General features: G+C 71.0%; 16 protein-coding genes. 7 read left to right on the forward strand and 9 right to left on the reverse strand.

Annotated features, from left to right (window positions below; all coding sequences use genetic code 11):
* Positions 1-79: 79 nt before the first annotated feature.
* The gene (locus MUY14_RS09220; protein ID WP_247022458.1) at positions 80-1060 is read right to left on the reverse strand and encodes a hypothetical protein; all 981 of its coding nucleotides are present in this window, start codon (positions 1058-1060) and stop codon (positions 80-82) included.
* Positions 1057-1659, reverse strand: coding sequence for a hypothetical protein (locus MUY14_RS09225; protein ID WP_247022460.1), 603 nt, complete (start codon positions 1657-1659; stop codon positions 1057-1059). Before MUY14_RS09225 ends, MUY14_RS09220 begins: the two co-directional genes overlap by 4 nt.
* Before the next feature lie 383 nt (positions 1660-2042).
* Here MUY14_RS09225 and MUY14_RS09230 point away from each other — a divergent pair, with 383 nt between their 5' ends.
* Complete coding sequence (locus MUY14_RS09230; protein WP_247022462.1) at positions 2043-4859, forward strand: PQQ-dependent sugar dehydrogenase; 2817 nt, start codon at positions 2043-2045, stop codon at positions 4857-4859.
* A gap of 501 nt (positions 4860-5360) precedes the next feature.
* On the opposite strand, the gene MUY14_RS09235 is transcribed toward MUY14_RS09230, so the two are convergent.
* A complete protein-coding gene (locus tag MUY14_RS09235) occupies positions 5361-5831 on the reverse strand; it encodes an ATP-binding protein (protein WP_247022464.1) in 471 nt (156 codons plus the stop codon).
* 60 nt (positions 5832-5891) lie between these two features.
* Between MUY14_RS09235 and MUY14_RS09240 the strand changes: the two genes are divergently transcribed.
* On the forward strand, positions 5892-6743 hold the full coding sequence (locus tag MUY14_RS09240; RefSeq protein ID WP_247022465.1) for a MerR family transcriptional regulator: 852 nt from the start codon (positions 5892-5894) through the stop codon (positions 6741-6743).
* Here the strand turns inward: MUY14_RS09240 and MUY14_RS09245 are convergent.
* Both MUY14_RS09245 and MUY14_RS09250 read right to left on the reverse strand, forming a co-directional pair.
* On the reverse strand, positions 6712-7131 hold the full coding sequence (locus MUY14_RS09245) for a hypothetical protein (protein WP_247022467.1): 420 nt from the start codon (positions 7129-7131) through the stop codon (positions 6712-6714). The two genes, MUY14_RS09240 and MUY14_RS09245, sit on opposite strands and share 32 nt — an antisense overlap.
* On the reverse strand, positions 7128-8696 hold the full coding sequence (locus MUY14_RS09250) for a cytochrome bc complex cytochrome b subunit (protein ID WP_247022468.1): 1569 nt from the start codon (positions 8694-8696) through the stop codon (positions 7128-7130). The genes MUY14_RS09245 and MUY14_RS09250 overlap by 4 nt, the downstream gene beginning before the upstream one ends.
* A gap of 113 nt (positions 8697-8809) precedes the next feature.
* On the opposite strand from MUY14_RS09250, the gene MUY14_RS09255 reads away from it, so the two are divergent.
* Positions 8810-9808 (forward strand): SDR family NAD(P)-dependent oxidoreductase, encoded by a 999-nt coding sequence (locus MUY14_RS09255; RefSeq protein ID WP_247022470.1) that lies wholly within the window; start codon positions 8810-8812, stop codon positions 9806-9808.
* On the opposite strand, the gene MUY14_RS09260 is transcribed toward MUY14_RS09255, so the two are convergent.
* The 3 genes from MUY14_RS09260 to MUY14_RS09270 form a co-directional block, all read right to left on the reverse strand.
* Positions 9786-10247, reverse strand: coding sequence for a hypothetical protein (locus tag MUY14_RS09260; RefSeq protein ID WP_247022472.1), 462 nt, complete (start codon positions 10245-10247; stop codon positions 9786-9788). The genes MUY14_RS09255 and MUY14_RS09260 overlap by 23 nt on opposite strands.
* A gap of 400 nt (positions 10248-10647) precedes the next feature.
* Positions 10648-11085 (reverse strand): hypothetical protein, encoded by a 438-nt coding sequence (locus tag MUY14_RS09265; protein WP_247022474.1) that lies wholly within the window; start codon positions 11083-11085, stop codon positions 10648-10650.
* A 45-nt stretch (positions 11086-11130) separates the two neighbouring features.
* Positions 11131-13200 (reverse strand): PQQ-dependent sugar dehydrogenase, encoded by a 2070-nt coding sequence (locus MUY14_RS09270; protein ID WP_247022475.1) that lies wholly within the window; start codon positions 13198-13200, stop codon positions 11131-11133.
* A 142-nt stretch (positions 13201-13342) separates the two neighbouring features.
* On the opposite strand from MUY14_RS09270, the gene MUY14_RS09275 reads away from it, so the two are divergent.
* Entirely contained in the window at positions 13343-16156 is a 2814-nt protein-coding gene (locus MUY14_RS09275) for a glycoside hydrolase family 2 TIM barrel-domain containing protein (RefSeq protein ID WP_247022476.1), read from the forward strand.
* 43 nt (positions 16157-16199) lie between these two features.
* Here the strand turns inward: MUY14_RS09275 and MUY14_RS09280 are convergent, their stop codons facing one another.
* On the reverse strand, positions 16200-18971 hold the full coding sequence (locus MUY14_RS09280; RefSeq protein WP_247022478.1) for a ricin-type beta-trefoil lectin domain protein: 2772 nt from the start codon (positions 18969-18971) through the stop codon (positions 16200-16202).
* Between the two features lie 428 nt (positions 18972-19399).
* Between MUY14_RS09280 and MUY14_RS09285 the strand changes: the two genes are divergently transcribed.
* The 3 genes from MUY14_RS09285 to MUY14_RS09295 are packed head-to-tail and all read left to right on the forward strand — an operon-like array spanning position 19400 to position 24415.
* Complete coding sequence (locus tag MUY14_RS09285; protein WP_247022480.1) at positions 19400-20305, forward strand: ABC transporter ATP-binding protein; 906 nt, start codon at positions 19400-19402, stop codon at positions 20303-20305.
* A complete protein-coding gene (locus MUY14_RS09290) occupies positions 20302-21654 on the forward strand; it encodes an ABC transporter permease (RefSeq protein ID WP_247022481.1) in 1353 nt (450 codons plus the stop codon). The genes MUY14_RS09285 and MUY14_RS09290 overlap by 4 nt, the downstream gene beginning before the upstream one ends.
* Before the next feature lie 4 nt (positions 21655-21658).
* A complete protein-coding gene (locus MUY14_RS09295; RefSeq protein ID WP_247022483.1) occupies positions 21659-24415 on the forward strand; it encodes an alkaline phosphatase family protein in 2757 nt (918 codons plus the stop codon).
* Positions 24416-24424 lie beyond the last annotated feature (9 nt).

Raw genomic sequence — 24424 nt, forward strand, 5'->3', positions numbered from 1 at the left:
GCATGGAACATTACCTCGCCGACGGCACCAAGGTCGGCATCTCGCCGGCTCCACGTCTCCTGACGTCGCCCAAGCCGGGTCAGTCGTCAGCGTCGAGGGACGCGAGCTTGAATTCGAGGTCACGTAACCAGGTCAGGCGGGCTTTGGTCCACCGACCGTCGCGGGTCGTGGGGCCTAGCGCCGCCTGGTCGCGGATGCCGTAGGTGACGCGGTAAGCGAGGACGTCGGTCGCGGTGCGCATCCAGCGGTCACCGTGGGGGCCGCGCGGCGGGGCGAACCCGAGAGCGTTGGTGAACCACGTCGGCAGCAGTGCGCTGCTGCCGATCGCGTCGCTGATGCTGGTTCGCAGCCGGGCGGTGAGGTCGGTCCAGGCTTGGTCGGCCTTGCGCAGCTGTGGTTCGACGCGCGCGCGGGTGACGTCGTCGGACCGCAGCTCGCTGCGGGCGGCCGCGGCGGCGTCCTTGGCGGCGGGCAGCTCGATGTCGCGCAGCTTCCGGCGGGTGCGTGTGGCGGCCGTGAAGCGCTCGGACATCCCGGCGCGCGCGGGGGAGTCCCGGTGGTTGCCGGCCATGGCGGTGACGATGCGGACGAGTTCGTCCTCGGTCGCCGTCAGCTGGCTGGTGAGCTGGGTCAGGCGCTGCAGGGCCGCCTGGTGCACGGTGCGGGTGTCCTCCGGCAGCAGGGCTTCCTTGAGCCGGTGGCGTTTGACGGCTTCGGCGGCGAGAGTGCGGGTGGCGGCGGGGACGTCGTCGAGGTCGATGACCGGGGTGCCGTCGGAGACGCGCACCGCGCGCTCGAGCTGCTGCAACTGCTGCCGCAGCCGCTCGACCAGCGCGCCGGTGGCGGAGACCGTCTTGGCATGGCTGGTAAGCGTGTCGTGCTGGTCGGTGATCCGACGCCGCAGGTCATCGGTGGCTTCTTCGGCGGCATCGGCTGCCGATCGCGCTTTCCGCACGTCGCTGCGGATGCTGTCGACGTCGCTGGAGAGCGAGTCGTGCTCGCGCTTGAGGCGGCGCAGCCGGGTATCGATGTCGCCCAGCGACGCGTTCGGGTTCGTCATCGGACACCTGCTTTCGAGGTCGCGCTGTTCAACGTGCCCTCCACGCCGAGGGAGATCCCGGTGACGACGGTGGCCAGCCCGGCCAGGATGATCAGCACCACCGTGACCGCGGGCCACGGCCACGGGATCGCGGCGAGCGCGCTCAGCACCGCCGCGATGACGCTCATCCCGGCGACGATGCCGCGTTCGTCGATCGCGGGCCGGTGCAGCGCGATCGGTTTGCCCATCACTGCGACTCCGACGACGAGCTGCGGCACGGCCAGCAGCCACCACCACGGGCTGAGAACCGAGGAGGTGATCAGCACCCCGAGCACGACCGCGACGACAGTGGGCGCGGCCGCGACCTTCCGTGCGTGGGCCGCCGCTTTTGTACGCAGGACCTCGAGTTCGCCGCGTTCGACGCGCTGCCGCGCGGTCTCCGCGGCACGTTCGGCGTCCTGCAGCTCCTCCGCGGCGTTGAGCAGATCGTCCAAGGCGCCGGTCCGGTCGGCGTCGGAAGGTATCTCGGCGAACGCCGCAAGGTGCTCGCGGATTGTGTCCTGCAACCGCGTGACGACTTGCTCGGCCTGACTGAGTTGCTGTTCCGGGTCCGTGGCCACGTCGTCACTGTAGGCAGGGAGTCCGACGGAAAACGGGCGATCAACCCGCACGGCGCAGCCGCGATCACCGGCTTGGACCAGCGGGGTTGACCGAACTCACGCAACGTGCGGTGCGCGGGCGCAGGTCGATCCGCGCCGGAGTGAGGCGGACGAGTCGGGCCATGGCAGTGGTCAGGCGGCCCGACGTGCGGCCGGGATGTTCGAGCAGCACGGGCGGGTGTCTCGCCGGTCCGAGGTCCGGTCGACGTGATGCGACGCACCGACCTCCGCGCGGCGACGTTTCCGGTACCGGTCACGAAAAGGTCAATTTACGCACGCAGGTGCAACTGACGGCTCCTTCCCGGCGATACACGACCGCCGGGAAGGGACCTGACATGGCCTTGATGAAGCTTCGCGCACTCCGTCACCTCCTCGTGGGGGCAGTGCTGGCAGGGGCGTTGCTGCCCATCGCGTCCACCGAGGCGGCCGCGGTGGCGCTGCCGTCGGGGTTCGTGCTGCGGGACACCGATACCGGGCTCGGTCAGTACCAGCTGACCGACTTCGCCTACCTCCCCGACGGTTCCGTCCTCGCCACGGCCAAGGACGGCCGCGTGCGGTGGCTGCCCGTGAACGGGACGGGCAAGACCATCGCGACGCTGCCCACCCGTTCCGTCGGTGATCTCGGGCTGGTCGGCGTCGCCGTCGCGCCCGACTACGCCACGTCGCACACCGTTTACCTCACGCGGTCGGTCGACCAGGCGAGCGGCTTCGTCATGCGCCTGTCGCGGTTCACGGTCAGCGTGGACGGGGCCGCCGCGCCCACCGGGCTGAGCGGTGAGCAGTCGCTGCTCGACGTTCCCGGCATCTTCGACGTCCACGCCATCAACGGTGTCGTCGCCGCCGCGGACGGGACGCTCTGGATGTCCATCGGGGACAACGGGGACTTCTCGAAGGTGGACCCGGGGGCGCTGCGCGCGCAGGACATCACCCAGCCCTACGGCAAGATCCTCCACTTCACCCCGGACGGCAAGGGCGTGCCGGCCAACCCGTACTACGACGCCGCCAACCCGGGCTCCACCGCGAGCAAGGTGTTCGCGCGCGGCTTGCGCAACCCGTTCCGGTTCAGCATCGACCCGAACCTCGGGCTGCCGGTCGCGGGTGACGTCGGCTGGAACGCGCGGGAGGAGGTCGACGTCGTCCAGCGCGGCGCGAACCTCGGGTGGCCGTGCTGGGAGGGCAACCACCCGACGTCCGGGTACAGCGGCCTCGCGGGCTGCGCGGGGGTGGCGAACCAGCCGCCGATCTTCGAGTACCAGCACGGCAACGGTGCGATGCAGGGCAACAGCGTCACCGGGGGGATCGTCTACAACGGATCGAGCTACCCGGCGGCCTACCGCGGTGCGTACTTCTTCGGTGACTACGTGACGCACAAGATCTGGACCCTGCGCTACGACGACCAGGGCAAGCTCACGCAGGCCCCGCAGAACCCGCCGGTCTTCACCGACATCGGCGGGCCGACGAAGTTCGCGGCCGCGGTCAACGGCGACATCGTCTACGCCGACATCCTGTCCGGGAAGCTGCGGCGGCTGAGCTATTCGGCCGGCAACACCGCGCCGGTGGCGAACGCGTCGTCGGTCACCGATCCCGACACCCGCACGGTCTCCTTCGACGGTTCGGGATCGGTCGACTACGACAACGACCCCTTGAAGTACGACTGGGACTTCGGTGACGGGTCGACCGCGGCCGACGCCGGTCCGGCGGTGTCGCACACCTACGCGGCGGGCACCGGGTCGTTCACCGCGAAGCTGACCGTCCGGGACCCGCTGGGTGCCACCGGCGCGACCGGCATCGCGGTCGCGCCCGGCAACCACACGCCCCAGCTCACGCTGACGACGCCGGGTGACGCCGCGACGTTCGCGGTCGGCGAGCAGGTTCCCCTGAGCGCCACCGCGACCGACGTCGAGGACGGCGCCTTGCCGATCACGTGGACCTCCGCGGTGCGGCACTGCCCGAGCGAGGCCACGTGCCACTCGCACCCCGGCGCCGGCGGGGCGGGAAGCGGTTTCGGGCTGCCGTTCACCGAGCACCCGGACTCGCGGATGGAGTTCACCGCGACGGTGACCGACAGCACCGGGGTGACCGCTTCGAAGACCTACGTGGCCCGGCCGCGCGAGCACCGGATCACCTTGGCCGGCACGCAACCCGCGGCGCTCAGCATCCCGGTCGAGGGCGGCGTCAGCACCGCGGTGGTCGCCGAGGGGGCCACGTTCGACGTCGAGGCCGCGCCGCTGGGCATCGACGGTGTCTCGAAGTTCACCGGCTGGCAGGGTGGTCCGGCGGGCACGACGTGGATCGTCACGGTCGGCACGTCCGACCTGACGTTGACGGCGAACTACGCCACGCCGATCGACCAGCGCTACAACGCCGACCCGGCGCTGCAGGCGAAGCTCGGTGCGCCGACGGCGCCCGAGGTCACCGACGGCCCGGTCCACTACCGGGTCTACGCGAACGGGCGGCTGTACTGGAGCGCCGTGGGCGGCACCAAGTTCGTCACCGGCCCGGTGCTGACCAAGTACCTCGCCTTCGGCGGGCACGCCAAGCTCGGCCCGCCGACGTCGGACACCGCGACCACACCGGACGGGGTGGCGCAGTACAGCCACTTCGTCGACAACGGCAACGTGGGTTCGATCTACTACACGGCGGCGACGGGCGCGCACGCGCTCTACGGTGAGATCCGCAAGAAGTGGGCGGCGCTGGACTACGAGCGCGGGCTCGGGTACCCGACCACCGACGAGAGCGGGACGCCGGACGGCGTCGGCCGGTACAACCACTTCGTCAAGGGTGGCAACGTCGGGTCGGTCTACTACACGAACGCGACGGGCGCGCACGCGATCTTCGGCGAGATCCGCAAGAAGTGGGCGGCACTCGGCTACGAGCGCGGGCTCGGCTACCCGACGACCGACGAAGGCGCGACGCCGGACGGGGTCGGGCGGTACAACCACTTCAGCCTCGGGCACTCGATCTACTACTCGGTGGCGACGGGGGCGCACGCGGTGAAGGGCGAGATCCGGAAGCGCTGGGCGGCCCTGGGTTGGGAACGGTCTTATCTGCGCTACCCGACGACGGACGAGTACGTGACGAACGGGGTGTACCGCAGCGACTTCCAGGGCGGCTACATCACGTTCACACTCGCCGGCGGTGCCGTGGACCGTCCGTGGTGAACTGAGCCGCGGCCGGCGGCGCCGGGCTCGCCCCCTACGCGAGCCCGGCGCACCGGTTCCCCTGGTGCGGCCGTCCGGCCCCCGGCCGAACGCTCCCCGGACACGGCCCCGACGACCGTGTGCGCCGGTGAGACCCCGGCCGGGTGGGGGCGTGACGAGCTCGCGGGTGATGATCACCCGGGCGGGGGAGGAAGGTAGGGCTCGGCGGCAAACGGGGGGCGTTCTGCCGCCGAGCCGGACTGCGGTCATCGAGCCGGTCGGGGGGCGTGCCGGACCGATCACCTCAGCACCCGACAAGAGGGCGAACCGGGAGCGGAATGACGTCTCGGGCCGGAGATCACCTGGTCGAGTGACGCGCCGGTGCCCGGAGCCCAGCGGGGCATCGGCCCCCCGAACCCCGCTGGGCCGCCCAGGCACCGACTGGCTCCTTGTACCGGAAATCGGCACCGAACACGGTGAGCGTCACCCGACGGTGCTCCGATTCCACCCTGGCGCGGCAGCTCAGGCCCGGTCGGGCAGGAGCGCCCACACGGTCTTCTCGGTGACGTCGCGGTCCACGCCCCAAGCCAGCGCGAGGTTGGCTACCACCGCGAGCCCGGTTCCCCGCGAGTGCGCGCCGCCGCGGATCGCGGTGAGGGTGTGCGCGTTCCGCGGTTCGCCGTCGGTCACCTCCAGCAGCAGGCCGGCCCCGTGCCGGGTGTACCGCAGGCTCAGCGGCGCGCCGGTGTGCCGGTAGGCGTTGTCGACCAGTTCGTCGGCGACCAGGAGGACGAAGCCCAGCCGGGTGGCGGGCGCGGACCCGAACCCGACGCCGTCCACGAGCCGTCGGCGGAGCTCCGGTGGCCGTGGGCGCTGCCGCAGGTCGAAGACGCCTTCGGCGGTGGCGGCGATGCGGGCGCACAACCGGTCGACCTCGGCGCTCGGCCGGAGTCCGCTGTAGACGTCGCCCTCAGGCGGGTGTTCGGTGTCCATCGGTTCCCCTCGGTCGATCCGTGGCACGATGCAGGTGCGATGCAAAACGGAGGAGGCCGGATGGACGGCGGGTCCGGCGCACGGTCGCTCAGCTCGAGTGAGGTGGCGCGGGCACTGGGCGTGTCCCAGGTGACCCTGCGCACGTGGGAGCAGCGGTACGGCATCGGCGCCTCCGAGCGCGAGGAGAACGGCCGCCGCCGGTACGCGCCGGAGGACGTCGATCGCCTGCGGCGGATGCGGGCGCTGCAGGCGCAGGGCACCGGCGCGCGCGAGGCCGCCCGGCTGGTGCTGGCCCGGGCCGCGGCCGCCACGACCGCCCACCAGCGCCGGGAGCGGCTGACCGAAGCCGCCGAGCTCCTCGACCTGGCCACGATGGGCGGCCTGGTCGACGACTCGCTCGGCAGCCTGGGCGTGACGAAGACGTGGACCGACGTCCTCGCTCCGGTGCTGCGCGCGATCGGCGCGCGCTGGGCCCGGTTCGGCGACCGCGACGCCATGGCGGCGGAGTGGGCGCTGGCGACGGCCGCGTCCGGGGCGCTGGACCGGTACACGGCCCCGGCGCCGGCCCGGGCGGGGCGGGCGCCGGTCCTGTTCGTCTGCGCGCCGACGGAGCGCCACGAACTGGCGGTCAAGGCGCTCGGCGCGGCGCTGTGCGACGACGGCGCCCCGGGGATGTTCCTCGGCGGGCTCGTGTCGCTCGACGTCCTGCGGGTCGTCAACGCCCGCTTCGCCCCGAGCGACGTCGTGGTGTGGTCGATGACGTCGCAGTCCGCGGACGTGCGGATCCTGCACACCCTGCACGCGGAAGGGGTGCCGGTGCGCCCGGCGGGGCCGGGCTGGCGCGGGCTGCCGACCGCCGGGGAGCCGCTCCCGCCGTCGTTCACCGGTGCCCTCGCCCACTTCGGGTGCTGACCGCCGATCGCCGTGGTCGTCCGATGTGGACGGACAGGACCGCCAGCGGGCCCAAGGTGTTCTGCAGCACGCACACCAGCATGGCCGCCGGGGTGGCGGGGAACCGCGTCGCGGCGGCCCAGGCGGAACCGGCGAGCAGGAAGCCGCCCAGCAGTACCCCGACGACGACCGCGGTCCGGTGCAGCCGCCGGTCGCGGGTGTCCGAAATGGTCAGCAGGAGCACCGCTTGGACGACGAGCGCGGTGGCCGCGCCCAACGCGGGGGAGCCGACGGGCAGCCAGGTGAAGCTGATCGCCGTGGCGACCGCGGACAGGGCGGCCGTGCCCGCGGCGCACCCCGAAGCGAGGCGGGCCGTCGCCGCGCCGCCGCTCCGGAGGGCGGTGGTCATCGCCGTTCCCGTTCCAAGGCCCGGGTTTCCTCGGTCGGGTCGGGGTTCAGCAGCGAACCCGGGAGCGCGCGCCCGGCCGAGCCGAGCTTGTTCATCTTCTTCGGCACCGGCGCGCCCTGGTATTCGAGCGGGCTCACGCTCAGCGGCTGGTGGATCTCGATGAACTCGCCGTGCGGCAGCCGTTTGATGATGCCGGTCTCGATGCCGTGGTCGAGCACCTCGCGGTCGGCCCGCTGCAGGCCGAGGCAGATCCGGTAGGTGAGGAAGTACGCCAGCGGCGGGGCGATCAGCAGCCCGATCCGGCCGGCCCAGGTCGTGGCGTTCAACGACAGGTCGAACTGCACGGCGAAGATGTCGTTGAAGCTGGAGAGGGTGAGCACGAGGAAGAAGGCGATCGCCATCGCGCCGATCGAGGTGCGGACCGGTGCGTCGCGCGGGCGCTGGAGCAGGTTGTGGTGCGCGGTGTCGCCGGAGAGCTTGCGCTCGATGAAGGGGTAGCTCAGCAGCAGGGTCACGAGGACGCCGATGCCGATGGCGCCGGCGAAGAAGACCGGGGGCACGGTGTGGTCTCCGAGGTAGAGCTCCCAAGGCGGCCAGACGCGAAGCAGGCCGTCGGCCCACCCCATGTACCAGTCCGGCTGGGACCCGGCGGAAACCTGGGAGGGGTTGTACGGGCCGAAGTTCCACACCGGGTTGATCTGGAACAGCCCCGACATCAGCGCCAGCACCCCGATGACCAAGGTGAAGAAGGCCCCGCCCTTGAGCGCGAAGTACGGCATGATCCGCACCCCGACCACGTTGGTCTCCTTGCGGCGCACCCCCGGGAACTGGGTGTGCTTCTGGTACCAGACCAGCGCCAGGTGCGCCCCGACCAGCGCCAGCATGATCCCCGGCAGCAGCAGGATGTGCAGCGTGTACAACCGCGGGATGATCTGATCGCCCGGGAACTCCCCGCCGAAGAGCGCCCAGTGGATCCAGGTCCCCATCACCGGCACCGACAGCACGATCCCCGACAGCGTCGCCCGGATACCGGTACCCGAAAGCAGGTCATCGGGCAGGGAGTAGCCGAAGAAGCCCTCGAAGCACCCCAGGATCAGCAGCAGCCCGCCGATCACCCAGTTCGCCTCACGCGGGCGCCGGAACGCACCGGTGAAGAAGATCCGCAGCATGTGCACGGCCATCGACGCCACGAAGATCAGCGCCGCCCAGTGGTGCAGCTGCCGCATGAACAGCCCACCGCGGACGTCGAAGGAGATGTCCAGCGTCGTGCGGAACGCCTGCGACATCTCCAGGCCCTGCATGTTCGTGAAGCTGCCGTGGTAGACGACCTCCTGCATGGAGGGGTCGAAGAACAGCGTCAGGTACACACCGGTGAGCAGCAGGATGATGAAGCTGTAGAGCGCGATCTCGCCGAGCAGGAACGACCAGTGCGTCGGGAACACCTTGTTCAGCTGGTGCCGCAGGCCCTTGGCCGCGTGGTACCGCTGGTCGGCGTTGTTCGCGGCGTCGCCCAGCGCCTTCTCGACCGGGCTCGACCCCTTGGTCGGCGTGGTGAGTGAACTCATCCGCCCTCCTCCCCGGCGTTGTCCGGCTCGTCCGATCGTCACACTGCCGCGTCTCCGCTGCCCAGTCGTGCATCGGAGTTGAATCGCAGTGCGTTGCTCGAAGCGGTGTGACTATGCTTGAGCGATCAGGCTGGATCGGATATGCATCGGAGGCGTTGGTGTTCGGCACGCTGCTCGACACGGTGCTCGACCGGACCGTGCTCCCGGGGTACTCCCGCCTCGGCTACGCCCTGCGGCGACGCGCGTGGGACGGTCCCGCTCCCGGCGCGTTGGACGGCCGCGTCGCGCTCGTGACGGGTGCCGGTTCGGGGCTGGGGGAGGCCACCGCGACCGGGCTGGCCCGGCTGGGCGCCGAGGTGGTGCTGGTGGTGCGCGATCCCGGCCGCGGGGAGCAGGCGCTCGCGCGCGTCCGCGCGGTGGCCCCGGGGGCGAAGATCCGGGCGGCCCGGTGCGACGTGGCCGATTTCGCGTCGGTGCGGGAGTTCGCGGCCGGGGAGTCGCGTGTGGACGTTCTCGTGCACAACGCCGGCGTGCTGCCGCCGCGGCGCTCGGAGAGCGTCGACGGCCACGAGATCACGTTCGCGACCCACGTGCTCGGCCCGCTGCTGCTGACCGAGTCGCTGCTCCCGGCCCTGCGTGCCGCCGGCGACGGCCGGGTGATCATGGTGTCGTCGGGCGGGATGTACACCCAGCCGCTCGCCGTCGACGACCCGGAATACCGGAACGGCCGGTACCGCGGCGCGACGGCGTACGCGCGGACGAAGCGGATGCAGGTCGAGCTGACCCCGCTGCTCGCCGAACGCTGGCGGCCGGACGGCGTCGCCGTGCACAGCACCCATCCGGGCTGGGCGGACACCCCGGGCCTGGTCGGCTCGCTGCCGTCGTTCCGCAGGGTGCTCCAGCCGGTGCTGCGCACACCGGAGCAAGGTGCCGACACGGCGGTCTGGCTGGCGGCGGCCGATCCGCAGCCGGCGTCCGGGCGCTTCTGGCACGACCGGCGGGAGCGGCCGTTCCACGTCCTGCCGGGAACAGCGCCGAAGCCGGGCGAGGCGCAGCGGTTGCTGCGGTACTGCCTGGACGCGATCGGGGTCAGTTCCGGCTCAGCTGGATGATGCGCACGCACGGCTCGTGGTCCTGCCACGGCTGCAGCCGGACGAAGCCGCTGACGCTGCGCTGGTGGGTGACGCCCTCGATGTCGACCTCGATGACCGGGTCGTGGAAGCGCACGGTGCCCTGGTCGGGGATTGCCAGCCGGGTCGGTGCCTCCACGCTGAGCGTGATGGTGCCGCCGAGCAGCGACTCCGAGCCGGGGCAGGCCATCGCTTTCGCCCCGTCCGGCCCGTCGAGCGCGTCGGCGTTGAGGCGCCGCAGGAACTCCTCGGCCACGGTACGGGCGGCTTGGAGCTGGCTGTCGCTGCCGCGCGAGAACGAGGAAGCCGCTGGAGACGGCGGCGCCGAGCTCGGTCCCGGATTCGCGGCGTTGTCGTGTGGCAGGAAGAAGCCGGGTGTGACGAAACCGGTCACCGCGACGATGACGACGATCAGTCCCACCGCGGCGAGCGTGACCCACAGTCCGGTACGCCGCGGCCGCGGAGGCACGGGGCCGCGGCCGGGGTACGGCGGTGGGCCGTAGCCCGGGCGGGGTGCCCCGGCCCAGCCAGGCGGCGGTCCGCCTGGGTAGCCGTGCTGTGGATGCGTCATGACGGTCGCCTTCCCTCCCCGGTCGGCCGACCTCGAGAATAGGGTGATCATGCCGGTCGGCGCACGTCGGACACGCGCGAGCCTCGGGCCACGGCTGTCCGGCGAAGTCCGGCCGCGAACGGCTCGGAGCGCTCGTCCAGCTCGGCATCACCGCCAGTCCTGGGGAGAAGGGCACGGAAGCCGCCGCTCCAGCCGATGGCCGGACACGCTCGGCGTAACACGGTGAGCTCACGGACCGGCCCCGAGCCTCTTACGCGTGCTCGGAACCGCCGTGAAACACCTCGACGTGGACTTTCGCTGCTGCCTCGCTGTCCAGCCAGCGCAACTCGAATTGTTCGCCGTACCAGTCGAGTCGGGCCGACGCGAGCTCCTCCTGCGCGCTGTCGGTCCCCGGATCCGAGCGATCCTCGTACCGCCAGTGATCCGGCTCGTTCTCGTCCCGGCGCGCGAACACCATGTCGACGTAGGTGGTGCCGCCGGCTCGGGGGCTCTTGACGAGTTCCGGAACCGTGACGTGGAGGTACCCCTCGAACCGCGTCCCGTCGATCACCTGGGCGATCCGGCCGGCGAATGCGAAGTCCTCCACCCTACCGCGCTTCATCAGCACCTCCGCGGCCCATTTTCGTGCAACGCAGTTGTCGGCTGTCCTTCGGGCAAGGGGTCGCATCACGCTCACGTCGGGTGCCACGCCGGCATCAGCTCCCCGCACATCCGGCGGAGCGCACCCGGCGGGCTAGCCGCCGAGGGCGACGTGGAAGAGCTTCTCGTTGCTGTTGTCCGGGATGCTGTCCTTGTCGCCGTTGTTGGTCGTGGTCAGCCACAGGCCGCCGTCGGGGGCGGGTTCCGCCGTGCGCAGCCGGCCGTAGGTGCCGGTGAAGTACGCCTGGACGTTCGTGAGGTCGCTGCCGCTGATGACCTCGCGGTACATCCGGGTCCCGCGTTCGCAGGCGACGTACAGGACGTCGCGCACGATGGCGATGCCGGAGCAGGAGCCGTCCGCCGTGGGGTACGTGCGCTTGGGGGCGATGAAGCCGGACGTGCCGCAGGTTCCGGACGTGCCTTCGCACGCGGGCCAGCCGTAGTTGCCGCCCTTGGTGATCAGGTTGGTTTCGTCCATCACCGCGTTGCCGAACTCCTGCTCCCACAACCGGCCCTGCGAATCGAACGCGAGGCCTTGCGGGTTGCGGTGGCCGTAGCTCCACACCTGGTTGCCGAAGGGGTTGTCCGGAGGCACGCTGCCGTCCGGGTTGATGCGCAGCACCTTTCCGTTGAGGCTGGCCTTGTTCTGCGCGTTGTCGCCGTTCTGGGCGTCCCCGGTGCTGGCGTAGAGCTTGCCGTCGGGGCCGAAGCGCAGCCGGCCGCCGTTGTGGAACTTGTTGCGCAGCAGCCCGCTCAGCAGGACCTGCTCGGTTCCGGTGTCGAGCCGGTCGTTCTCGAGCTTGATCCGCACGATCCGGTTGTCGCCGGGGGAGGTGTGCATGAGGTACAGCCAGTGGTCGCTCGCGAAGCTCGGAGCGATGGCCAGCCCGAGCAGACCGCCTTCGCCGTCGGTGTTGTCGACGCCCGGGACCGTGCCCACGGTGGTCTTGACGCCGGTGGCGGGGTTCAGGTGGACGATGTCGTGGGCGTCGCGCCGGGTGTAGAGGATCGTGCCGTCCGGCAGGGTCGCCAGGCCCCACGGGATGTCGGTGTCGGTCGCGAGCTGCGTCACCGCGCAGACGGAGTCACCGCAGGACGCGCCGGTCGTCACGGTCGTGGTCGCGCTGGGCGCCGACGCGTTCGCCTGGGCGTCGCGGGCCACCACGTGGTAGCGGTAGGCCGTGTTCGCGGCGAGGCCGCTGTCGACGAAGGTGGTCGCGGGCGGGGTGGTGGCGGTCCCGGTGACGGTGCCGGCCTTGGTGTCGCCGCGGTAGATGTCGTACGCGCGGACGCCGATGTTGTCCGTGGCCGCGGTCCAGTTCAGGGTCACGGTCGTGCCGGCCGCGCTGCCGGTCAGCCGCGTGGGCGCGCTCGGCGGCTCGTTGTCCGGCTGGCACTGCGGTGGCGTGATGGGCACGGTGGCACTGGCCTGCGAGACGTTGCCCGCCGCGTCGCGCGCGTTCACGTAGAGGCCCCACGTCACGCCGCCGACGACGGTGAGGCTGGTCGACAAGGTGCTCACCGACTTCATCAGCTGCCCGTCGTGGTAGACGTCGTAGAACGCGACGCCCACGTTGTCGCTGGAGGCGTTCCACGAAAGCGTCACCGCGTCGCAGACCAGGTCGCTCACCCGCGGGTTGCCCGGCACGGTCGGCGGCTGGGTGTCGCCGAGGGCGCTCCGCCACTTCTGGTTGTCCTGACCGGTGCAGGTCCACAACCCGACCAGCGTGCTGTTCGCGGTGCCGGCCCCGGTGACGTCCAGGCAGAGCCCGGACTGCACGCCGGTGATGGAGCCGTCGGCGTTGATCTTCCACTTCTGGTTGGCGCCGCCGTTGCAGGGGTAGATCTGGACGTCGGCGGGCGCGGTGGTGCGCTGGCCGGCGACGTCGAGGCACTGGGCGTCGTCGTAGACCCGCAGTTCGCCCGCAGGGGTGAGGGTCCACTGCTGGTTGGCCTGGCCGACGCAGTCGTAGATGTTGACCCGCGTCTTCGGCGTCGTGCTGTTGCCGACGACGTCCAGGCAGCGGCCGGAGGCGACACCGACCACGGTCGCACCGGCCGCGGCTTCGGCGGCCGGCGCGACCAACGTGGCGCCGGCGACGGCGACCGCCGCGACGGGCGCCCAGCGGCGTGACCATCGGCGGAGGCGGTTCGAGGAGGACATTGTGCTGCCTTTCGCTTCGGGGCGACGCCGGACGGCGGGAATTGTCCGGCAGCTTGTCCGCTCAGTCGTGAAAATCTAACGTATGTTGTCTCATATATCAGATCGACCGATTCGATGACACCCCCGAGCCACGGGAGCCCCGGTGGAACTGAACCGTCGCAAGCTGTTCGAGATCAGCACGGCGGGCGTGGCGACCGCGGGGTTGTCCACGCTCGGCCTCCCGCAGGCGAGTCCGGCCGGTGCGGCACCGGCCGGCCCGGTGACCGAAACGGTACTCCTCACCGGCAGCGACGCCGACCACACCGTCGACTGGGACTTCCAGGTCACGGCCGGCCGCCGGGCGGGGGAGTGGAGCACGATCCCGACGCCGTCGAACTGGGAGTGCCACGGCTTCGGCAGCTACCACTACGGCGGCGACCTGGTGCCGGCGGAGAAGGGTAGCTACCGGCACCGGTTCACCCCGCCGGCGTCGTGGTCCGGCCGCCGCATCTTCCTGGTGTTCGAGGCCGCCATGACCGACGCCGAAGTGCGCGTCAACGGCGTCTCGGCGGGGCCGGTGCACCAGGGCGGGTTCTACCGCTTCCGTTACGACGCAACCGCTTTGCTGCGGCTCGGCGAGCCGAACCTGCTCGAAGTCACCGTCAGCAAGGAATCCGCGGACGACTCCGTGAACGACGCCGAGCGTCGCGGTGACTTCTGGAACTTCGGCGGCATCTTCCGGCCGGTGACCCTGCAGGCGTACCCGGCCGCCCGCGTCGACCGGGTCGCGGTCGACGCCCGCGCGGACGGGACCTTCACCGCGCAGGTCACCCTCGCCGGCGTGAGCACGGCGTCGCGGCTGATCGCGCGGCTGCGGAGGCTCGACGGCACCGCGGTCGGCGACCCCTTTTCCGTCGCCGTGGCGAGCGGGGCGACCAGCGCGACCCTGACCACGACGGCCGCGCAGCCGCTGCTGTGGACCGCCGAAACGCCCCACCTGCACCAGATCGAGCTGACGCTCGCGAGCGCCGCCGGAGTGGCCCTGCACAGCACGGTCGAACGCTTCGGCTTCCGCACGGTCGAAGTCCGGGCCGGGGACGGCATCTACGTCAACGGCCGGCGGATCGTCCTCAAAGGAGCGAACCGGCACACCTTCTGGCCGACCTCCGGTCGCACGTCGAGTCCCCGCCTGGCCCGGCTGGACATCGAGCTGATGAAGGACATGAACATGAACGCGGTCCGGATGTCGCACTACCCGCCGGACGCGTTCTTCCTCGACCTCTGCGACGAGCTCGGGCTCTACGTCCTGGACGAGCTGACCGGCTGGCAACGCGACTACGACGAGGGCGTCGGCGCCCCGCTCGTCGAGGCCATGGTGCGGCGCGACGTCAACCACCCGTCGATCCTGTTCTGGGACAACGGGAACGAAGGCGGCTGGAACACCGCGCTGGACGACGACTTCGGCCGCCACGACCCGCAGCGGCGCGCGGTGCTGCACCCGTGGGCGACCTTCAGCGGCGTCGACACCAGCCACTACCAGAACTACAGCAGCACCGTGGCCAAAGCCGCCGGTAGCACGGTCTTCATGCCGACGGAGTTCCTGCACGGGCTCTACGACGGCGGGGCCGGCGCCGGGCTGAACGACTACTGGAAGGTCATGGGTGGCGCGCAGCGCTCCGCGGGCGGGTTCATCTGGGCGCTGGTCGACGAAAGCGTGGCCCGCGACGACCGGGGCGGCGCGCTCGACACCAACGGCAGCCGGGCTCCCGACGGGATTCTCGGGCCGTACCGGGAGAAGGAAGGCAGCTTCTTCACGATCAAGGACATCTGGTCGCCGGTCCAGCTGGCCAATCCGGGCTACTACGACTCGGTCTTCCCGGCTTCGTTCGACCAGACGGTGAAGCTGGTCAACCGGTACGACTTCACGAACCTCCGGCAGTGCCGATTCGCCTGGCAGCTGCTGGCGTTCGCCGCCCCCGGCACGGGCGCCGGGCACCGGGTCGTCGCCGAGGGCCCGGCCGACGGCCCGGACGTCGCAGCCGGGGCGACCGGCGCGCTGCGGCTCGGCCTGCCCGCCGACTGGGCCGGCGCCGACGCGTTGCGGCTGGACGCGACCGACCCGGCCGGCCGGGCGCTCACCGCGTGGACGTGGCGGATCCGCAAGGCGCCGGACTACGCCGCCCGCGTGGTGCGGCCCGCGACCACGGGAAGCGTCGTCACGACCGAGACCACGACGGACGTGACGCTCATCGCGGGCGCCACCCGGATCACGATCGCCAAGGCGAGCGGACGGCTGACCGGCGTGCGGCGGGACGGCTCGCCGGTGTCGCTGGCGAACGGCCCGGCCCCCGCCCACGGGACGGCCGCGCTCACCGGGTTCAGCCACTTCCGCGACGGAACCGGCTGGGTGGCGCAAGCCGACTACAGCGGCGACCTGACTTCCGTGCGCTGGCGGCTGGACGCGAACGGCTGGCTGAGGCTGGATTACCGCTATCGCGCCACCGGAGATCACGAGCACCTCGGGGTGAACTTCGACTACCCCGAGGCGAACGTGCGGGGCCTGACCTGGCTGGGGGACGGGCCGTACCGGGTCTACAAGAACCGGTTGCGCGGGGTGCACCTCGATGTCTGGACCAAGCCGTACAACGACACCGCGACCGGCGCGAGCGGGTTCGGCTACCCGGAGTTCAAGGGTTACCACGCGCGGACTCACTGGGCCGTGCTGCAGACGTCCGAGGGGGCGGTCACGGTGGTCGCTGCGGAGGAAGGCCTGTTCCTGCGGTTGTTCACCCCTGCCCCAGGGCCCGATCCCCAGCACGCGGTGACCGGCTACCCGGCCGGCGGGATTTCTTTCTTGGACGGCATCGCGCCGATCGGAAACAAGTTCCACGACGTCACGGCGTTGGGCCCGGAAAGCCGGCCGAACGCCGCCACCGGTGATTACCACCGCACGGTGTACTTCCGCTTCGACGCGTGAGTGCTTGTCGTCCGGATGAACGATTCCCTTCCCGTTCTCGGAATCAGGACCGGCTCCACTGCCGGTTGGCCGGGTCGGCGCAGTCGCCGGTCGTCAGCTCGGTGCTGTTCGCCGTCCCGCGACCGATCGGTGTGAGGCACTGCGCGGACGCGGCGTTGATGACGGCCCCGTCGGACCGCACCTGCCAGTGCTGATCGGCCGAACCGGTGCAATCGGTGATCCGGACGGCAGCCGAGTCCGCTTGGAGGCACTTGGTGTCGTAGACCTCGAGGGCGTTGCTGTCGGTCGAAACCCACGTCTGGTTGCTACCGCCGTTGCAGTCCCACAGAGCCGGGCGGGTGCCGTTTTCCTGGGACAGGGCCGGAACGTCCACGCACTTGCCGGACGTCGTCCCGCGGAGCACGCCGGTGACGTCGCCGCGGGCCCAGCGCTGGTTCGCGCCGCCGTTGCACGTCCAGACGCCGATCGTGGTGCCGGCGGTGGTGCCGTGCGCGGTGGCGTCGAGGCACTTGCCGGTGCCGTCCTGGGTGACCGTGCCGTCGGCGTTGAGCGCCCACTTCCGGGAGCCGGTGCAGTCGGCGATCTGCGTGGCACCGTCGGCGGTCACGTCGAGGCATTTGCTGCCGTAGACGCGCAGTTCGCCCGCCGCGGTCAGGGTCCAGCTCTGGTTGCTCCCGGCGGTGCAGTCCCACAGCGCCACCCGGGTGCCGTTCGTGGTGCTCGCGGCGGGAACGTCCGCGCACAGGCCCGATTCCGCACCCTTGAGGATGCCTCGCAGATCACCGGCCGGTTGCGGGGTGATGGTGAGGTTGTCGAATTGGTCGGTCTGGTAGCCGACGACGCCGAGGCCGGCCTCCCCGGTGAGGAACGTCCGGTCGGTCGTCGTCGCGAGGGTGGCGCCGTCGGCCTTGGCGGTGATCTGGTTGCCGCTGAACGTGAGGCTGAGCGTGTGCCAGGTGTTCAGGCCCAGTGCCACGCGCGTGCCGGAGACCAGGGTGGTCAGGACGCCGCCGGTGGAGTTGCGGGCGATGGACCAGGCGCCGGTGTCGCTGATGCGCAGCTGATAGGCGGCCTGGTTGCGCTGCGGCCGGTTCTGGGTGCCGGCCCGCCCGAGCAGCGTCACGGTGCCGGTTTGGCGCAGGGTGACGTCGACGCTGACCGCGTAGTTGCTCCAGGACGGATCCCCGACGAGGGTGAAGGCGTCGCTGTCGTCCTGCCAGTTGATCGGCCGGACCGGCGCGACCTGCTGCAGGCACTGCCCGGACCGCCCGCCGGTGCACGGGCGGGTTTCGTAGGAGCCCTGCATGTCCTCGGTGTACTTGGGCTGCTTGCGGGTGGCGTACTGCTCGAAGTTGTCTGCGTAGGGCAGCGCGAGACTGCCGCGAGCCGGCCCGGCAGCGGTGCCCTTGCCCTGCCCGGTCGTCGTGGTGACCGTGTAGATGTGGTTCGGCTGCAGGGTCAGCCGGTAGCCGCCGTTGGCCGGCGTCACGTCCGGCTGGCGCACGAACCAGTTCGCGGAGTTCGACGAGCCCATGTCGGTGGCCCAGACGTGCACGGTGCCGGTGCTCAGCCCGCCGGAGACCTTGACGTCGACGGTCTGCGCCGCGGTGCTGCCGCTCGTTTCGTACACCGTGGAGTAGTCGGTGTTGTTCGGGGACTTCAGCGACACGTAGCTGCCGTTGGCGCGATCGCCGCCGAGGTAGGCGCTGGCCGAGCCGTTGAGGTACTTCCAGCCGGGCTGGGTGAACTGGGCGTAGTGCGCGTTGGCCCACAGGTTCTTGCCGACCCGGTACGCCCCCGACCACGGCGAGCCGGCGTCCATCAGCCCGACCGTCGCGTACGGCAGGTTCGGGGTGATGGCCGCGATCAACGGCCAGTTCAGGTACCCGCTGATCTCGGCGTCGAGGTAGCCGCGGTTGACGGTGCGGATGTAGGGCACGACGCCGTCGTTGTCGTCCTGGGAACCGAACTCGCTGGCCCACAACGGCTTCCCGCTCGAGCGGGCGTTGGCGGTGGTGCTGCACGAGGTCGCTTGCGACAGGTAGCCGCACACGTAGTGGTTGCCCAGCGTGCCCACGGCGTTCTTCAGCGCGGGGTCGGCGGCGAACTCGTCGGCCATGCCCCACCCGCTGTCGTCGCCGACGATCTTGACGGCGGAGAAACCGGCGTTGTCCAAGCCGGTGCGCAGGTTCTTGTACCAGGTGCTGTCGTGGCCGCGTTCGTTCCAGCCGCCCAGGTAGCTGATCGTCAGCCCGTGCCCGCGGGCGCACTTCAGCCACGAGATGTCGTAGTCGATCATGTCCTGGGACCAGAAGCTGCCCCCGCCGATCCAGCCGGGAGCCGCCCAGGGGAGGGCCACGAGCTTGATGCCGGGGTTCCGCGCGACCGCCTGTTCGCCGAGCCAGAACTCGTAGCCGACGTTGCAGTCGATGTCCCCGCGGACGTGCTGGTGCGACGGCTCGGATCCGTCGGTGGAGTTCGCGTCCCCGCCGATCTCCAGCTTCAGCAGTTGCACGGCCGCGCCGTAGCCGGGTTTGAAGAGGTAGTCGAGGATCTGCGAGCGTTGCGGTTCCGGGTAGTCGACCAGCAGGCGTGAGTTGCCCCCGCCGCCGCTGATGGCACCGACCCCGTCGAACGTCCGCCCGACGACCCCGCCGTTCACTTCCGCCGTGGTCGCGGCGCCGGCTTCGGGGGCACTCACGATGTGCAGGACGCCGGCCACCAAGGCCGAAAGGGCGAACTGGACCGCGATGCGGAACGCGCGGGGCTGCTGCTGCCGCGAGGTGCGCCGGGACTGGGGGATCGCGTGAGGCACTCGCTTCTCCTGCCGCTGGAGGAGATCGACCCGCCGCCGGGTCCGGAGCGAGAGCGTGCCGGCAGGGGCCGATCAGTGCTGTTCGTGGAAGCCGATCGAGCTGAAGTCCCGCTGGAGCGTGCGCACGTGGCGGCGGCGCACACTCGGCTGTCGAGTTTCGTTGACTTTCGTTGAAGTTCAGGCGTTATTGCACTGCATTGCTCACGACCCTGTCAAGACCCGACAAGGATCGGACATGGGTAAGGCAGCGGTTAACCCGGAGCAAGCGAAAGGCTTAACTCGGACATTTCACCGGACCTGCCACCGTTCGCCGCACCTCGTTCCCCGAGCGTTCACCTCCGTCGCCTGCCGATGGTCATTTGCTGTCCCTAAGTTTTTGGCGCAAGCCACGGACGAAGGCGAAGGGATCCATGGACGCAGCGCCGGCAGTGAGAGCGCGTGAGATCACCAAGTGCTTCGACGACGTCGTCGCGCTCGACGGGGTCGACTTCGACGTCGCGCCGGGGGAGATCCACGGATTGGCCGGGCCGAACGGTGCCGGGAAGACGACCTTGCTCGGTTTGCTGCTGAGCCTGGCCGTGGCCGACGAAGGGCGGCTCGAGATCCTCGGTTCGCCGGTCGGGCGGGCGCTCGCCGCGCCTGCCGGGGTGGCCGGGTTCGTGGACGGGCCCGGGCTCTACCCCTCGCTCACCGCGCGGCAGAACCTCGCCGCGCTGGCGGCGTTGCGCGGGCGCGACCGGCACTCGACGCGGATCGGTGACGTCCTCGACGAGGTCGGTCTCGCCGACGTCGCCGACGACCGCGTGCGCGGGTTCTCCCTCGGCATGCGGCAGCGGCTCGGGCTGGCCGCGGCCCTGCTCACCGAGCCCCGGCTGCTGGTGCTCGACGAGCCGGCGAACGGCCTGGACCCGGCCGGCAAGAAGCACGTGCACGGCGTTCTCGGGCGGCTCGCGGCCGGTGGCACCGCCGTGGTGCTCTCCAGCCACCGGATGGACGACCTCGAAGCGCTGTGCTCCGACGTGACCATCCTCGTCACCGGCCGGGTCGTCTTCAGCGGCCCGCTGGGCAAGCTGTCCACCGAGAACGCGGAACTGGACTACCGGCTGCGCACCGCCGATCCGGTGGCCGCGCGAGCGCTGGTGGCCGGGGCCGCCGGGGTCCGCCTCGTCGAGGACGCCGACGTCTTCGTGGTCCGCGCCCGGGTGCCCGCGCTCGACGAACTGGTGCTGCGGCTGGGGGCGGACGGCATCGCCATGCGCGAGCTCGCGCCCGTGGTGTCCCCGCTCGAAGCCGCCTTCCTCGCCCTCACCGAACAGCCGGGGGCCGGCCGATGACCACGAACGTCGCCGAAGCACCGGTCGAGCGCCCGGTTCCCGTGCTGCGGGGCTACCGCTTCGAACTGGTCAAGCTGGTGTCCGCGTGGCGCATCCGCTTGCTGGTGCTCGCCTGCTGGCTCGCGCCGGCGCTGTTCGTCGCCGTGGTGAGCGAGCAGAGCTCCCTGCCGGTCGACACGTTGTTCGGCCGCTGGATGAACGCCACGGGCTGGGCCGGGCCGCTGGTGATGCTCGGATTCGCGGGCACGTATGCGCTTCCGCTGCTGACGTCGGTGGTCGCCGGGGACGTCTTCGCGGCCGAGGACCGGCTCGGCACCTGGCGGCACCTGCTGGTGGCGGTCCGCTCCACCCGGCGGATCTTCGCCGCGAAAGCGCTTGCCAGCCTGACCGTGATCCTCGTGCTCGTGGCCGGGATGGCCGTTTCCGGTGCGGTGGGCGGGGTCCTGGCCGCCGGGAACCGGCCGCTGGCGGGTCTCGACGGCCACCTGCTCGCCCCGGGCGACGCCGCGGTGCAGGTGCTGCTCGCGTGGGTCTGCGTGCTCGCCCCGACGCTCGCCCTCGGTGCGCTCGGCCTGCTCGGGTCCGTCGCGTGGGGCCGGTCGCCGATGGGCCTGCTGCTGCCCGCCGTCGTCGCGCTCGTACTGGCGATCGCCCAGCTGCTGCCGCTGCCCGTCGCCGTCCGCCTCGCCCTGCCGAGCTACGCCTTCATCGCGTGGAACGGCTTGTTCACCGACCCGGTCCAGCTCGGGCCGCTGCTGATCGCGGTCGGCGTCAGCCTGGCGTGGGCGGTGCTGGCGACCGCGCTGGCGTACGTCCTGTTCGTGCGCCGCGACTTCACGAACCCCGGCCACGACGGTGCGGGGCGGCGCGGGATCGTCGTGGGGGCACTGCCGCCGGCCGGACTGCTGGCCGTCACCGCGGGACTCGTCGCCGTGGCCACGCCGGCGACCGGGTCCGGGATCGACCAGGACAAGGTGCAGCGCTCGCTCGCGACGGCGTTCGCGCACCTCTACCGCCTGCAGGCCGGGCAGCTCAATCGGCCCGACGTCACCGAAGCGCAGCTGGGGGCCACGGCCGCCTGCACCAAGGGCGACGGTCTCGTCGAACCGGACGGCCCCGGCAACGACTGGCGCTGCGTCGTTTCCTGGCACCTGCCGGGGATCGCCGCGACCGGTACGGCCGTCTACCAGCTGGACATCACCTCGGACGGGCGGTACGTCGCCGACGGCGACGGACCGAAGGAAGTGAACGGCTACTTCCAGGTGCGGACCCCCGCGGGGGACCAACCCAACCCGCTCTGGCAGTTCGACGGCAACGTCGAGCTGCTCTCCTCCACCCCGAAGGGATAGCCCGATGCAGGTAACACGCCGCAGACGGCGTGTCGGGAAGGTGCGCCTCCCCGGTCACTTCAGCGGTCACCGGTTCCGGTACGCCACCGCCGGCTCCGCCACGCTCGTGCTGATCGCGACCGGCACCGGCGTCGGTGTCGCGTCGACCGCGCAGTTCGGCACGGACCAGGTCGGCCAGGTCACCGAAAACGGCCAGGTCGTCTCCGCCGACCAGTACCTCAAGCCGATCGGCGACCGGCTGGTCGTCGACAACGGCAAGATCATGGCGTCCTCGGTCAGCCCGGACGGCGCCCACCTCGCCGCGCTGACCACCGACGGCGGGATCGCGCTCACGATCGTCGACCTCAAGAGCTGGAAGGTGCAGCAGCTCGTCGGCAACTCCGCGACGGCGAACCTGCGCATCCCCGGCAACGACGTCGGTCAAGAAGGACCGGCGTACTCCCCGGACGGCAAGGCGCTGTGGCTGGCGCAGACCGACGGCTACACCCGCTTCACGGTGAACCCCGACGGGACCGTCGCCGCCCCGACGCCGGTCAAGATCCCGGCCGACGGCCCGAAGCACGCGCTGGTGGCGCAGGCGGTGTTCTCGCCCGACGGGTCCACGGTGTACTCCGCGGTCAACGGCCAGAACCGCGTCGTCGCCCTCGACGCGGCGACCGGGGCGATCAAGCAGAGCTGGGCCGTCGGCAACGCGCCGCGCGACCTGGTCCGCGTCGGGACCAAGCTGTACGTCAGCAACGAAGGCGGGCGCCCGGCGCGGCCCGGTGAGCCGACGCTGAACTCCTACAACACGCAGGTGCCGGCCAGCCAGTTCACCGGCGCCACCACCAGTGGCACGGTCAGCGTCATCGACCTGGCGAACGCGGCCGCCGCGCCGAAGAGCATCGACGTCGGCCTGCACCCGACGGCGGTGTACTTCAAGAAGGGCACGCTGTTCGTCACGAACACGGCGAGCAACACCGTGTCGGTCATCGACACCGGCCGCGACAAGGTCGTCCAGACCATCGCGACCCAGCCGTGGCCGGAGGCCTCGGTCGGGTACGAGCCGGACGGCGTCACGCTCACCGACGACGGGCACCTGCTGGTGACGCTCGGCCGCGCCAACGCGGTCGCCGTCTACCGCTACCAGTGGGCGCAGGAGCCGGTGAGCTACGTCGGCCTGTTGCCGACGGACTACTTCCCGACGGCCATCACCACGGTCGGCAAGGACGTCGTCGTCTCCAACACCCGCGGCATCGACGCCCGCCGTCCCACCACGGCCGCCGGGCACGGCACGCACGACACGACGTCGAGCGTGCAGAAGTTCCGGCTGCCCGACGACCGCGCGATCCGCGGCTACACCGGCCAGGTCTTCAAGCAGAACGGCTGGACGAAGGACTCGGTGCAGGTGGCGCACGACAACGGCCACCGGAACCCGGTGCCGGTCCCGGCGCGCCTCGGCGACCCGTCGACGATCAAGCACGTCTTCCTGCTGGTCAAGGAGAACCGCACCTACGACCAGGTCTTCGGCGACGACCCGCGCGGCAACGGCGACCCGTCGGTCACGCAGTTCGGCGAGAACGTGACGCCGAACCAGCACGCGCTGGCGAAGCAGTTCGGGTTGTACGACAACACCTACGACATCGGCACGAACTCCGCCGAGGGCCACAACTGGCTGATGCAGGCCGACAACCCGGAGTACACCGAGTCGTCGGCGGGGGAGTACCTGCGCAGCTACGACACCGAGGACGACGCGCTCGGCCACCAGAGCTCCGGGTTCCTCTGGACCGGCGCACAGGCGGCCGGCAAGTCGGTGCGGGACTTCGGCGAGTTCCAGCAGTTCCTGACCAAGCCCGCCGGGGCGAGCTGGCAGAACCTGTACTGCGACAGCAAGAACATGGCGGCCACGGGGGAGCCGAGCGCGTACCCGCTGGTGTCGTCGTCGCCGATCCCGTCGCTGAACAACGTTTCGGTGCCGGGCTTCCCGAAGTTCGACACCGCGGTGCCGGACGTCTACCGGTACCAGATCTGGAAGGACGACTTCGAGAAGAACGGGCCGGCCAACCTGAACATGTTCTGGCTGTCCAGCGACCACACCGGCGGCCCGCCGAACGCGGCCGCCCAGGTCGCCGACAACGACCTCGCGGTCGGCCGGATCGTCGACGAGATCTCGCACAGCCAGTACTGGAAGGACTCGGCGATCTTCGTCGTCGAGGACGACTCGCAGGCCGGTCTGGACCACGTCGACGGCCACCGGGCGCCGGTGCAGATCATCAGCCCCTACGCCCAGCACGGCGTCGTCGACAGCCACTACTACTCGCAGATCACGATGGTCCGGACGATCGAGCAGATCCTCGGCGTCAAGCCGATGAACCAGAAGGACAGCGCGGCGACGCCGATGAGCGCGGCGTTCACGAAGAAGCCGGACTACACGCCGTTCACCGCGCTGCCGAACCGGACGTCGTTGACGGCGGGCCTGGCGACCCAGCCCCCGTGCGGCCCGGACACCCCGGCCGCGGCGAACCCGGCGGCGGCCCCGGTGCCGTCGTCGGCGGTGCCCGCGGAGAAGGAGCAGGTGGCGGCGCGGTGGCAGGAGTGGACCACGCACCAGCGGCTGACCGGCCCGGACGCGGTCGCCGACTACGCCAACCCCGCGCAGATGAACCACTTCACGTGGTACCAGACGCACGGGTGGCAGCTGCCCTACCCGGGTGAGAAGCAGGTGTTCGCGCCGGAGGAGGTACCGGGCGCTTACCTCCCGTCGGCGGAGTCGGACGGCTGAGCTGTTCTC

Origin of the sequence: Amycolatopsis sp. FBCC-B4732 (assembly GCF_023008405.1) — a bacterium.
Classification (GTDB): domain Bacteria; phylum Actinomycetota; class Actinomycetes; order Mycobacteriales; family Pseudonocardiaceae; genus Amycolatopsis; species Amycolatopsis pretoriensis_A.